Origin of the sequence: Spirillospora sp. CA-294931, from assembly GCF_050946795.1 — a bacterium.
In the GTDB taxonomy this organism is placed as follows: domain Bacteria; phylum Actinomycetota; class Actinomycetes; order Streptosporangiales; family Streptosporangiaceae; genus Spirillospora.
Genome location: NZ_CP192006.1, coordinates 9,109,608 through 9,121,106, shown reverse-complemented (window position 1 = coordinate 9,121,106; position 11,499 = coordinate 9,109,608). Strand labels below are relative to the sequence as shown.

Below are 11,499 nucleotides of genomic sequence, written 5' to 3'. Positions count from 1 at the left end.
AGCAGGGCCTCTCGAACTTTGGATGGTGGACCGATCGGTCCCATAATGACGGACCGATCGGTCCGTGATCTGAGTGCATCGTTCTCGCATGGGCGCGGCCCTGTCAACCCGGGCAATCTAAACGGACCGATCGGTCTGCTAGCGTGTCGGTATGGCCCGTAGGCCCTCACCTCAAACGCGCGAACGCATCCTGGACGCCGCGACCGAGCTGTTCGATCGCTACGGCGTGCACGCCGTGGGCATGCAGCGGATCATCGACGAGGCGGCCTGTGGAAAGAACCTGCTCTATCGCGAGTTCGCCAGCAAGGACGAGCTTGTGGTGGCCTATCTGCACCGGGGGAGCAGCCACTGGAACTCCACGCTTGCCCGCGCCCTCGCCGCCGCCACGACGCCGGAAGATCAGCTGGTCGAGCTGGTGCGCATCGTGGGTGACAGCGTGCCCGGGACCCGGGGCTGCGGCCTGCGCAACACCCTCGCCGAATACCCCGACCGCGACCACCCCGCACATCGGTTTGTCGTGGAACATCTCCAGACGGTCCGCAACCAGCTCCGCGAGCTGGCCGCGCGTACCTCCACGGCCGACCCGGACCAGCTCGTCGACCGGATCCTGCTGATCATCAACGGCCTCTACTCACCGGACTGCGGCATTGCCGGGACGAGTACCGCCGCGACGGCGGCGGTGGATCTGGCCCGGGAGGTCGTGTCGTCCTGACCGGCCGCGAGGCTGTGCACTCGTGCATTGGCGAGACGGCTTCGGCGGGGTAGCAGCCCACGCTTGCGGCGGTGAGCTGGTTGAAGGGACGTCCCAGCGACGGCCCTCGCGATCAACTGACGACGCCGCGCCTCGGTCCAGCGGAACTCGCTTCCGCTGCGGCATGGCCGAAACGACTCCTGAGCTGGGACGTTCTCGCTAGCTCTGGACGTCCACCGGCACTCTCAAGGACTTGGAGGCGTCTGTCGGCGGTGTGGTCGGCTGGGAACGTGGCGCAGGGTTAGGGGGTGATTCGGTAGCCGACTCGGGGGGTGGTGGTGATGATCGGGGGATGGCCCAGCTTGCGGCGTAGGCGGCCGATGGTGACGGTGACCGTGTTGGTGAGGGGGTCGGCGTTCTCGTCCCAGACCTGCTCAAGGAGGTCCTCGGTGCTGAGGTGGGCGGGCGCGGCGTGGAGGAGCGCCTCCAGGAGGGCGAACTCCTTGACCGACAGGTCGATGTGGTGGCCGTCGCGGGTGACCGTCCGGCGGACGGGGTCGAGTTCGATCCCTGCCGCGCGGAGGGTGCGTGGACGGGCGGCGGGGCGCCGCCGGGCCAGTGCGCGGATCCGCAGGACGAGCTCGGGGAAGTGGAACGGCTTGGCGAGGTAGTCGTCGGCGCCCAGGCTCAGGCCGCTGACGCGATCGCCCGGCGCACCGGCGGCGGTCAGCATGAGCACCATCGCACGGTCGTCCCGGTCGGTGATCATCTGGCAGAGGGTGTCGCCGTGGATGCCGGGAAGGTCGCGGTCGAGGACGACCACGTCATAGGCGTTGACGCCGAGCTTCGCGGACGCCTCCAGGCCGTCGTGGGCGGCGTCGACGGCCATGCCCTGATCGCGTAGACCCTCGACGATGACGTCGGCAAGGGCACGCGCGTCCTCGACCAGCAGAACCCTCATGGCGCGTCCCGGCGTGGCAGTGGGGGCGTCGACTGGGCTCGCGTGGCGAGGGCGGGCTGGTGGGGTGCCGAGTGGAGGTGCGTGGTGGTTTGGTGGGGGCGGGGTGCGGCCCGGCTCGTCGCGCTGGAGGTTGTTAGCGCGCGCTTGTTGGTTTTCGTCATGGGTGTGACGGCCGGAGCCGGTGGCAGGGGTGTGGGATGGGTGGTCATGGGGTTTCCCGGGGGAGCGTGACGGTTGCCTTGAGGCCGCCTTCGGGGCGGGCGGTGAGGGTCAGCGTGCCGTTGTGGGTGGCGGCTATGGCGGCGACGATCGAGAGGCCCAGGCCGACGCCGGTGTCGGAGCCGGTGCGGTCCGCTCCTAGGCGGTGGAACGGCTGGGCCAATTGCGCGACCTGGGCGGGGTCGAGGGTCCGGCCTCCGGTTTCGATCTCCAGGCGGACGGACGAGCCGTCGGTGATGGTGGACGCGTTGATCCAGCCCCCGTGGTCGTTGTGGCGGATCGCGTTGTCGATCAGGTTGTCGACCATGCGGCTGAGCAGGGTGGCGTTGCCATGGACGGTGGCGTCCCCGTTGTGATGCTCGCGGACGGTCAGGTCCCGGGTGATGGCGTCGGCCGCGCGGGTCCTGAGGGCCGAGGAGACCAGGTCGGTCAGGGAGAGGGACGTGGCGTCGGGCACGGCGGTGTGCTGGGTGCGGGCGAGGATGAGAAAGCCCTCCAGCAGGCGGTCGACCTGGTCGAGTTCGGTGCGCAGGCGTCCCGCCAGGGCGGCGGTCTGGGGCGGGACGGGGTCGGGCTTGGCCATGGCGACGTCCAGCGACGCGCGCATGGTGGCCAGCGGGGTGCGCAGTTCGTGGGACGCGTTGGCGACGAAGCGGCGCTGGGCCGAGAAGGCGCCCTCCAGCCGTCCGAGCAGCTCGTCGATGGTGTCGGCGAGCGACTTGACCTCGTCGGACGGGCCCCGGACGGCCAGGCGTTCGTGCAGGTTGTCGGCCGAAATCCGGCGGGTGGCGGCCGTCATGGTGCGCAGCGGGCGCAGGACGCGTCCGGCGACGACGCGGCCGAGGACGGTCGACACCACCGCCATCACGGCGAGGGCGATCACCGAGGCGATCAGGAGCCGTTGGCCCGACTCGGTCTGCTGGTCGGCGAGCTGCTCCTGGAGCTGGGCGATGCGCGCGTGGGCGTCGGCGATCGACGGCTCGCGGATCGGCTGGTCACCGGCCGGGACGGCCTGGCTCGTGCTGGACGCACCGATGTTGGCGATGGCCAGCAGCACGGCGCCGGACAGCAGGAACAGGACGCTGTAGAGCGTGGTGAAACGCTGCCGGGCGGTTCGGGGCCTCATGCGTCCAGCATGCCCGGAGTGACCTAACAGCGGGGTGACGGTCCGCGTTCGGCCCGCGTTATGGCGTCCGGTCCATCTTGGGGCGAGTTGTCGGACGAAGGGCTGGGACATGGACGAAATCGCCATCGAGGTCGACGGGCTGCGCAAGCGGTTCGGGTCGAACCTCGCGTTGGACGGGATGACCTTCACCGTCCGGCCGGGACGGGTCACCGGGTTCGTGGGGCCGAACGGAGCGGGCAAATCGACCACGATGCGCGTGATCCTGGGGCTGGACGCGGTCGACGCGGGACGCGCGCTCGTCGGCGGTCGTCCGTACCGGAGCCTGCCGCGCCCGCTGACGTGGGTGGGGGCGCTGCTGGACGCCGGGGCGCTGCACCCGAGCCGGTCCGCCCGAAATCATCTGTTGTGGCTGGCTCATTCCCAGGGGCTGACCGGACGGCGGGTGGACGAGGTGATCGAGCTCGCCGGTCTGGCCGGGGTGGCGCGGCGCAGGGCGGGCGGCTTCTCGCTGGGGATGCGGCAGCGGCTCGGGATCGCGGCCGCGCTCCTCGGCGACCCCCGCGCGATCATGCTGGACGAACCGTTCAACGGCCTCGACCCCGAAGGCATCGCCTGGATGCGCGGCCTCCTCGCACGACTGGCCGCCGAGGGCAGGGCGGTCCTGGTGTCCAGCCACTTCATGAGCGAGCTGGAGGACATCGCCGATCATCTGGTGGTCGTCGGGCGCGGCAGGGTGATCGCGGACGCGGGCGTCGACGCGCTGCTCGCCGAAGTGTCGGACGGACGCGTTACGCTCCGCACCACCGCACGACCCGATGCGGCGAGCGTCCTGGTGGGGCAGGGCGCGACGGTGGCGTCCACGGGGCGGGACGTGCTGACGGTGTCCGGGCTGTCGGCCGAACGGGTCGTGGCGGTGCTCGGCGCGCGCGGAGTGCCGTTCTCCGAGGTGGCGGCCCATCGCGCCACCCTCGAAGAGGCGTACCTGGAGCTCACCCGCGACGCCGTGGAGTTCCGCACCGCCGGGGCGACGCGGTGAGCGGCTTCGGCAGGCTGCTCCGCGCCGAGTGGACCAAGTTCACGACGGTCCGCGGCTGGGTGATCGGCATGCTGCTGGCCGCGTTCGCGATGGTGCTGGTCGGGCTGCTTGGGACGGCCGGTGCCGAGCTCCCCCAGCGCGATCCCGACCCCACCCTCCCCGTGGGGCCGGGTGGCGAGGCCGTCAACGACAGTTTCTATTTCGTGCACCAACCGCTGACCGGCGACGGAAGCATCACCGTCCCGGTGACCGCGCTGACCGGCCGGACGGAGACCGGGCCGGACGGTGGGAAGGAGGCCGGGCCGGACGGTGGGAAGGAGGCCGGGCCGGGCGGCGGGAAGGGGGCCGGGGCGGACGGTGGGAAGGAGGTCGGGGCGGACGGTGGGACGGGCGGCGGGAAGGAAGGGCTCCAGCCCTGGGCGAAGGCCGGGCTGATCGTGAAGGAAGACCTCACCCAGGGGTCGTCCTATGCCGCGATCATGGCCACGGGCGCCCACGGCGTCCGCATGCAGCATGACTACGTCCACGATGTCGCGGGGTCGCGCACTGCCCGCTGGCTGCGGCTGGTCAGGTCGGGTTCCGCGATCACGGGGTACGAGTCCGCCGACGGTGTCCGCTGGCGCGAGGTCGCCACGGCCCGTCCCGACAGGCTGCCCGCGACCGTGCAGGTGGGGTTGTTCGTCACGTCCCCGCAGGTCATGGAGGGGGATCGGCACGCCTCGTCCAGCCCCGCGATGGCGACCGCCACGTTCGGCCGCGCCGATCTGCGCGGCGCGTGGCGTCCCGCCGCGTTCGGTCGTGCCGACCTGCGGGGCGGGTGGCGTCCCGCTGACTGGAAGGGCGAGCAACTGGGACGCGCGGGCACGTCGGGCAGCTACGCGCCGTCCCTCCAGGGCGGGTTCACCCGGGCGGGCGACGGGTTCACCATCAGCGGCGCGGGCGACATCGCCCCCGTCGTCGGCGGCGTGGCCCTGGGCAACGGGTTCGCGGTCGAACACTTCCTGGTGGGAGCCTTCGCCGCCCTGATCATGGTGATCGTCGGCGGGACCATGTCGATCACCGCCGAGTACCGGCGAGGGCTGATCCGCACCACCCTGACCGCGACCCCGGACCGAGCCCGCGTCCTGGCGGCCAAGGCCATCGTCCTCGCGGCCGTCGCCTTCACCATGGGGCTGGCCGCAACGCTCGTGTCCCTTCCAATCGGCCGCGGCCGGGCCAGGGCCAAAGGCTTCCACGTCCTCCAGGTCACCTCGTTCACCGAGGTCCGCGTCGTCATCGGAACCGGACTTCTGATCGCCATGGGAGCCCTGCTCGCCCTCGGACTCGGCGCCCTCCTCCGCCGCGCCGCCCTGGCGGTCACGCTGACCGTCGCGTCGGTGATCGTCCCGTACATGGTCGCGATCGCCGGCGTCCTCCCCGCAGGCGCCTCGGAGTGGCTCCTCCGCATCACCCCTGCCGCGGGCTTCGCCGTCCAGCAAAGCCTCCCGCGCTACGCCCACGTCTTCACCACCTACACCCCCACGTCCGGCTACTACCCCCTCTCCCCCTTGGCCGGCTTCGCCGTCCTCACCGCCTACACCGCCACAGCCCTGGCCCTGGCCGCTTACCAACTACGAAGGAAGGACGCATGACCCTCAAGCGGGCGGCCCCCACGAAACACAGACGCACGGTCCCGTCCGCGCGCCAAAGCAGATTCCGGGCGGGACGTCGTCGAGGTCGACCATTCATGGAGGACGAATGAGCGTGTTGCGGGCGGAATGGACCAAGGTGTCGACGGCGGGAGGCGTGGGGTGGTTCATGGTCGCGGCCGTGGTCGCGATCGTGGCGGTGGGTGCAGGGGTGTCGGCCCTGGTGGAGTGCTCGGCTGAAGGGTGCACCGGCGATCCCGCCCGGCTCAGCCTCACCGGGGTCGGTCTCGGCCAGGCGATCGTCGCGATCGCGGCCGTGATGGTGATCGGCAACGAGTACGGGACGGGCATGATCCACACGACCCTCGCGGCGATCCCGCGCCGTCTGACCGTTCTCGCGGCGAAGGCGGCCCTGATCACCGTGCTGGTGCTTCCCGCCGCGATCCTCGGCGTGCTCGCCTCCGTGCAGGCGGGACGGCTGATGCTGCCCGGAAACGCCGAGGGCCTCTCATTCGGGGACGGCGCGGTGCTGCGCGCCATCGTCGGGTCGGTCGTCTACCTCGTCCTGATCGCCCTGCTCAGCTTGGGTGTGGCCGCGGCCGTCCGCGACCCGGCGACGGCTGTCGGTGCCGTCCTCGCCCTGCTCTACCTCTTCCCGATCATGGCGCAGATCGTCCCCGACCAGGACTGGCAGAAGCGTCTCGAACAGATCGGCCCGATGAACGCCGGGCTCGCGGTCCAGGCCACCACCGATCTCCAGGGCATGCCCATCGGCCCCTGGGCCGGACTCGGCGTCCTCACCGCGTGGGCCGCGGCCGCACTCCTCCTCGGGTCGCTGGTCCTCCGCTGCCGCGATGCCTGACGTCAGGCGGCGGCACGCGCCAGAAGCCGGTTGGGGGGCGCCTGGCGTTCGAGACAGAGTGGCAGCGTCGCGGGCCGCCGGTGAGGTCGTTGCCATCGGCACACCCGGGGGCTGGGGCCCGGGTGTCGTTGGGGCCCCAGCCTGAACTGTCAGGGAGCGGGCCAGGGTGGGGCGCCCAGGCGTTCGGCCATGAGGTACGACTCCCGGACGGCGGATGCGGAGTAGGAGCGCATGGCCGACTCATACGTGGCCAGTGCGGGGAGCAAGTGGCTGGTCCCGGTGGTGACGGTGTGGAGGGCCTGGCGGAGTTCGGCGGCGTCGCGGAGGGCGATCGCGGTTCCGCCGCCCGCCGGGAACATGGCGTGCGCGGCGTCGCCGAGGAGGGTGACGTTGCGCGTGCGCCAGGCGTCCACGGGGATGGAACTGTGCAGGCTGAGCAGGGTGAGCGAGGACGGGACCGCCTCTTCGATCAGGCCGTGGACGCCGGGGTGCCAGCCCGAGGTCAGCTTCAGCGCCGCGCCGATGAGCGATTCCTCGTCCAGTGCGCTGCCGGTGAGCGGCTCTTCGCCCGTCGCCGTGCCGGTGGGCGATTCCTCGTCCACCGCCGTGCCGGTGAGCGGCTCCTCGTCCACCGCCGTGCCGGTGAGCGGCTCCTCGTCCACCGCCGTGCCGGTGGGCGATTCCTCGCCCGGCGCCGTGCCGGTGGGCGATTCCTCGCCGACGTCTTCGGCCGGGACGACCAGGCCCCACATCACGTAGTCGCCGACGTCGGTGAAGCTCGTGCTCAGGCCCAGGGAGCCGGCGACGTGCCGCGGGTCGTTCTCGAACTCGAAGACGCCGAGGACCATGCTGCGGGCCGACGGTCCGGTGACGATGGCGAAGTCCGCGAGGAGTTCGCGCCGTGCCGGGGTCAGCGGTGTCCGGCCGTAGATCAGGCGGAGCGAGGTGTCGAACGTCTGGGCGTTGGGGAGGAGCTGGGACCGGACGGCGGAGCCGATGCCGTCCGCTCCGACCAGGACGTCGCCCTCGGCGCTGGAGCCGTCCGCGAAATGGGCGCGCACGACGCCGCCCGGCACGTCCTCGTAGTGGGTGAGGCGTTTTCCGTAGTGGACGACATCGTCGAGGCCGGCCGCCAGGGTCTGGCGGAAGGTGAGGCGGTCCACGACGGAGTCGTCCGCCGGGGCCCGGCTGGCGTAGCGGTCCTGGTAGTCGCGGTCGAAAAGCGGGGTCAGGTGCTCGTTCAGCAGCGCCGGGGTGCTGCCGGTCTTCTTTCCGCAGGTCGCGCGGTAGAGCCGGAGGACCTCGTCCGGCAGGCAGCTCTTCAGGGCCGCGTTGCCAACGGGGTCGAGGTAGATCCGGTAGCCCTAGCCTCGGGCGAAGGGGGACGGGTCGCGTTCGTGGACGGCGACGTCGATGCCCGCGCCGCGCAGTCCGTGGGCGAGGCAGAGGCCGCCCAGGCCGCCGCCGATGATGATCACACGCATGTCGGAACTCCGATCGGTGGTGCGGCCGACCTGCGTTGGTGCCCGGCTATCGTGGAAACGCGCCTTGGTGCCGGGTCCGTTCGCGGGCCGACCGGGGAAGTGGCCTCCGGCGGGTGTTGCAGCACCCGCCGGAGGATTTCTCAGCGGTCCGGGGCTCCTCCCTCGTCGGTCAGGAAATCCCAGTCGACCTCGCCCGATTCGAGCGCGGTGATGAGCGACTCGACCCAGCGCGACTCCGCCTCGCTCATCGCGCGCCGGTATTCGGCCTCCAGGACGAGCATGCGCGGCAGCACCCCGTCCAGCCGCCGCAGCTGGGCGTCCATCTCCGCCGCGTGCCCGGCGAGCCGTGTCGCCCGGACGTTCAGGTCCATCAGCAGGACCGACGGCTCCAGCACGTAGGAGAAGGTGATCCCGGCGACGAAGGCGTCCTTCTCGCCGGGCACCGTCAGCAGGTCGCGCACCCACGACCGCAGCTCGTCGCGTCCCTCCTCGGTGATCCGCAGGACGGTGCGCTCGGGACGCTGCCCTTCCCTGGACGTCTCGACCGGGACGGCGAAACCGGCCCGGATCAGCCGGTCGACGGCATGGTAGAGGCTGCGCGGCAGTCCGGTGAGGAAGTCGAAGTGCCGTTCCCGGACGGTCTGGTGGATCTCGTACGGGTGCTTGGGCCCCTCGTTGAGCAGCGCGAGCGCGGCGAGCGCGACAAGATCCCGCGCCGTCGGACGCCGACCGGCCAACGCGCCTCCCTGATAGTGCTTCAAGCAATATAGCTCGAAGCCTAGCCGAAGGCGCTGCGGTTGTCGGCCAGGAACTCGGCAAAGGTGCGAGGGGGACGTCCCAGCAGAGCCTCGACGGTCGACGTGGTGCGCGACGCGGGTCCGGTGGCGGCCTTGAGCCAGAGGGCCACGACGTCCTCGGCGAACCGGGACGGGAGGCCCCGCGCCGTGAGCCGGACGGTCATCTCCTCGGGCGTGACCTCGATGGACCTGACGGTCCGGCCCAGCGCCCGCGACATCAGCTCGGCGATCTCGGCCTGCGACAGGGCTTCGGGGCCGGTCAGGACGTGGGTCGCACCCGATACGCGGGAGCCGGTCAGGATCGTCGCCGCGCAGGCGGCGATGTCCAGGCAGTCGATGTAGGACATGCGGGCGCCGCCCGCCAGACCCAGCAGGTGACCGTCCTCGGAGAAGGCGCCCGAGCCGGTGACGAAGTTCTGCATGAAGGCGCCGGGCTGCAGGATCGTCCAGGCAGGCCCGGACGCCTTCAGGTACTGCTCGATCTCCCAGTGCGCACCCTCGGAGAGCCGGCCGCCCTCGTGGGCGTCCAGCACGGAGATCTTCACGACCTCGGCGACGCCCGCGACGCGCGCGGCGTCGATGACGGCCTTCTGCTGGCGGATCATGGGCTGCTCCCCGGTGACCGGGACGGCTCCGGTCCCGTTGAGCAGCAGCCGGTCGACGCCGCGCAGGGCCGCCGCGAGCGAGCCCGGGTCGTCGAAGTCACCGAGGACGACCTCGCAGCCCAGGCGTTCGCCCTTGGCCGCGTCCCGCACGAGGGCCTTGAAGGGCGCTCCGGCCTCGCTCAGGTGCCGGACGAGGTGGTGTCCAATGGAGCCGGTGGCTCCCGTGACCAGGATCATCAGAACTCCCGCTATAAGCTGAGGGTGCCTCGGATAATTAAGTTGAGGCTACCTCGAATTAGCAAGGACGGTCGCATGAACCCGACCCGCCGACCCCGCGCCGACGCACGGCGCAACTACGAGCGCCTGCTCGCGGAGGCCGACTCCGTCTTCCACGAGCACGGCACGGACGCGTCGCTCGAACGGGTCGCACGCCAGGCCGGAGTCGCCATCGGCACCCTCTACGGCCACTTCCCCAACCGCCGCGCGCTGGTCGCCGCGCTGCTCCGCGAACGCCACGAGACCCTCTTCGACCTCGGCGCGCGTCTGACCGCGGGCGTCCCTCCCGCCGATGCCCTCGACGTCTGGGTCCGCGCCGTCGTGGTCCATACCGCCGCCTACCGAGGGCTGGCCGCACTCCTCGCCGACGGCCTCGGTGACGAGGCGTCCGAACTCCACGCCGCGTGCCGCCGGATGACCTCGATCAGCGAATCCCTGATCGCCGGCGCCCGTGCGGCGGGCGCGATCCGTCCCGACGTCGCGGGTGAGGACGTCTTCGCCCTGATGAACGCGGCCGCCTGGGTCCACGTGGAGATCTCCCCCGCCCAGTCCGACCGCCTGGTGACCTTCACCCTGGACGGCCTCGCCGCCCATGCGTCCCCCGCGTCCGGATGATCTGTCAGCGGGTCAGGGTCGGCCGACGTGCTTACGGGGAGGGGGTTAGGCGGTAGAGGGAGGTGGTTTCGGCGGTGCGGGCGGCGTGGAAGGGATCGTCGGGGTCGGAGGCTCGGGGGTGGGTGGGCCTGGTGTCCAGGCGGTCCAGGACGCGCAGGCCCGCGGACTCGATGGCGGACGGGAGGTCGGACGGGCTGCGCAGGCCGAGGTGTTCGGCCAGGTCCGACATGATCAGCCAGCCCTCGCCGTCGGGGGTGAGATGGTCGGGGAGACCGGCGAGGAAGCCGCGCAGCATGCGGCTGTCGGGGTCGTAGACGGCGTGTTCGAGTGGTGAGCTGGGACGGGCCGGGACCCAGGGCGGGTTGCAGACGACGAGGGGGGCGCGGCCGGGCGGGAAGAGGTCGGCCTCGACGATGTCGACGCGGTCGGTGAGGTCGAGGCGGACGACGTTCTCGTGCGCGCAGGCCAGGGCGCGGGGCTCCTGGTCGGTGGCGACGACGCGGTCGACGCCGCGGCGGGCGAGGACGGCGGCCAGGACGCCCGTCCCGGTGCCGATGTCGTAGGCGAGGGTCGTGGCGGGCAGCGGCGCCTTGGCGAGCAGGTCGATGTATTCGCCTCTGACCGGGGAGAACACGCCGTAGTGCGGGTGGATGCGGTCGCCGTCCAGGGCCGTGATCGGGACGCCGTTGCGGCGCCATTCGTGCGCGCCGATCAGCCCGAGCAGTTCGCGGAGGGACGCGACGTAGGGCTCGTCCGACGGCCCGTACGCCTCCAGGCAGGCCTGGCGGACGTCCGGCGCCCGCCGCAGCGGGACGGTGTGCCCGGCGTCGAAGGGGATCAGGACCATTCCCAGCATCCGGGCGCGCTGGGCCTGCGCCTGGCGGTGCAGGTGGAACGCCAAGGCGCGGTTCGGGACGTCCTTCTTGCGTTTGGGCTTGCGGTCGATCCGGCGGGCCAGGGCCTTGAGGAGCTGGCGCGCGTTCTGGAAGTCGCCGCGCCACAGCAGGGCCGTGCCCTGGCTGGCCAGCCGGAACGCGGTGTCGGCGGTGGTGCGGTCGTCGGCGATCTCGACGCGGCGCGGCGGTGGCGTCCCGTTCTCGGAACGCCAGCGCGCCGAACGGCTCGCTCCGTCCTCGGTCCACTCCAGCATGGTCACTCGTCCCCGCTCGGTCGTTCCGCCCAGACAGATCTTGCCAGGG

Annotated in this window: 12 protein-coding genes; 5 read left to right on the top strand and 7 right to left on the bottom strand. The window is 71.5% G+C overall.

Annotated features, from left to right (window positions below; genetic code table 11):
• The first annotated feature begins 151 nt into the window (after positions 1-151).
• Positions 152-712, top strand: coding sequence for a TetR/AcrR family transcriptional regulator (locus tag ACQPY4_RS41435; RefSeq protein ID WP_433330855.1), 561 nt, complete (start codon positions 152-154; stop codon positions 710-712).
• A gap of 280 nt (positions 713-992) precedes the next feature.
• On the opposite strand, the gene ACQPY4_RS41430 is transcribed toward ACQPY4_RS41435, so the two are convergent.
• Both ACQPY4_RS41430 and ACQPY4_RS41425 read right to left on the bottom strand, forming a co-directional pair.
• On the bottom strand, positions 993-1,652 hold the full coding sequence (locus tag ACQPY4_RS41430; protein WP_433330853.1) for a response regulator transcription factor: 660 nt from the start codon (positions 1,650-1,652) through the stop codon (positions 993-995).
• A gap of 205 nt (positions 1,653-1,857) precedes the next feature.
• A complete protein-coding gene (locus ACQPY4_RS41425) occupies positions 1,858-2,997 on the bottom strand; it encodes a sensor histidine kinase (protein WP_433330851.1) in 1,140 nt (379 codons plus the stop codon).
• Between the two features lie 109 nt (positions 2,998-3,106).
• On the opposite strand from ACQPY4_RS41425, the gene ACQPY4_RS41420 reads away from it, so the two are divergent.
• From ACQPY4_RS41420 to ACQPY4_RS41410, 3 genes are all read left to right on the top strand, one after another.
• Entirely contained in the window at positions 3,107-4,033 is a 927-nt protein-coding gene (locus ACQPY4_RS41420; RefSeq protein ID WP_433330849.1) for an ABC transporter ATP-binding protein, read from the top strand.
• Positions 4,030-5,664 carry an ABC transporter permease subunit gene (locus ACQPY4_RS41415; RefSeq protein WP_433330847.1) on the top strand — a complete coding sequence of 545 codons (1,635 nt, stop codon included), beginning with the start codon at positions 4,030-4,032 and terminating at the stop codon, positions 5,662-5,664. Before ACQPY4_RS41420 ends, ACQPY4_RS41415 begins: the two co-directional genes overlap by 4 nt.
• A 106-nt stretch (positions 5,665-5,770) precedes the next feature.
• Positions 5,771-6,523, top strand: a complete 753-nt coding sequence (locus ACQPY4_RS41410) for an ABC transporter permease (protein ID WP_433330845.1) — start codon at positions 5,771-5,773, stop codon at positions 6,521-6,523.
• Positions 6,524-6,672: 149 nt separating this feature from the next.
• On the opposite strand, the gene ACQPY4_RS41405 is transcribed toward ACQPY4_RS41410, so the two are convergent.
• From ACQPY4_RS41405 to ACQPY4_RS41390, 4 genes are all read right to left on the bottom strand, one after another.
• Positions 6,673-7,686 (bottom strand): FAD-dependent monooxygenase, encoded by a 1,014-nt coding sequence (locus ACQPY4_RS41405; RefSeq protein WP_433330843.1) that lies wholly within the window; start codon positions 7,684-7,686, stop codon positions 6,673-6,675.
• A 201-nt stretch (positions 7,687-7,887) separates the two neighbouring features.
• Positions 7,888-8,007: an NAD(P)-binding protein gene (locus ACQPY4_RS41400; RefSeq protein ID WP_433330841.1), complete on the bottom strand. Its 120-nt coding sequence runs from the start codon at positions 8,005-8,007 to the stop codon at positions 7,888-7,890.
• Positions 8,008-8,147: 140 nt separating this feature from the next.
• On the bottom strand, positions 8,148-8,744 hold the full coding sequence (locus ACQPY4_RS41395) for a PadR family transcriptional regulator (protein WP_433330839.1): 597 nt from the start codon (positions 8,742-8,744) through the stop codon (positions 8,148-8,150).
• A 41-nt stretch (positions 8,745-8,785) separates the two neighbouring features.
• The gene (locus ACQPY4_RS41390) at positions 8,786-9,646 is read right to left on the bottom strand and encodes an SDR family oxidoreductase (protein WP_433330837.1); all 861 of its coding nucleotides are present in this window, start codon (positions 9,644-9,646) and stop codon (positions 8,786-8,788) included.
• Between the two features lie 75 nt (positions 9,647-9,721).
• On the opposite strand from ACQPY4_RS41390, the gene ACQPY4_RS41385 reads away from it, so the two are divergent.
• Positions 9,722-10,300 carry a TetR/AcrR family transcriptional regulator gene (locus ACQPY4_RS41385; protein WP_433330835.1) on the top strand — a complete coding sequence of 193 codons (579 nt, stop codon included), beginning with the start codon at positions 9,722-9,724 and terminating at the stop codon, positions 10,298-10,300.
• Between the two features lie 31 nt (positions 10,301-10,331).
• Here ACQPY4_RS41385 and ACQPY4_RS41380 read toward each other — a convergent pair whose 3' ends face one another.
• Positions 10,332-11,450, bottom strand: a complete 1,119-nt coding sequence (locus ACQPY4_RS41380) for a methyltransferase (RefSeq protein ID WP_433330833.1) — start codon at positions 11,448-11,450, stop codon at positions 10,332-10,334.
• Positions 11,451-11,499: the final 49 nt, after the last annotated feature.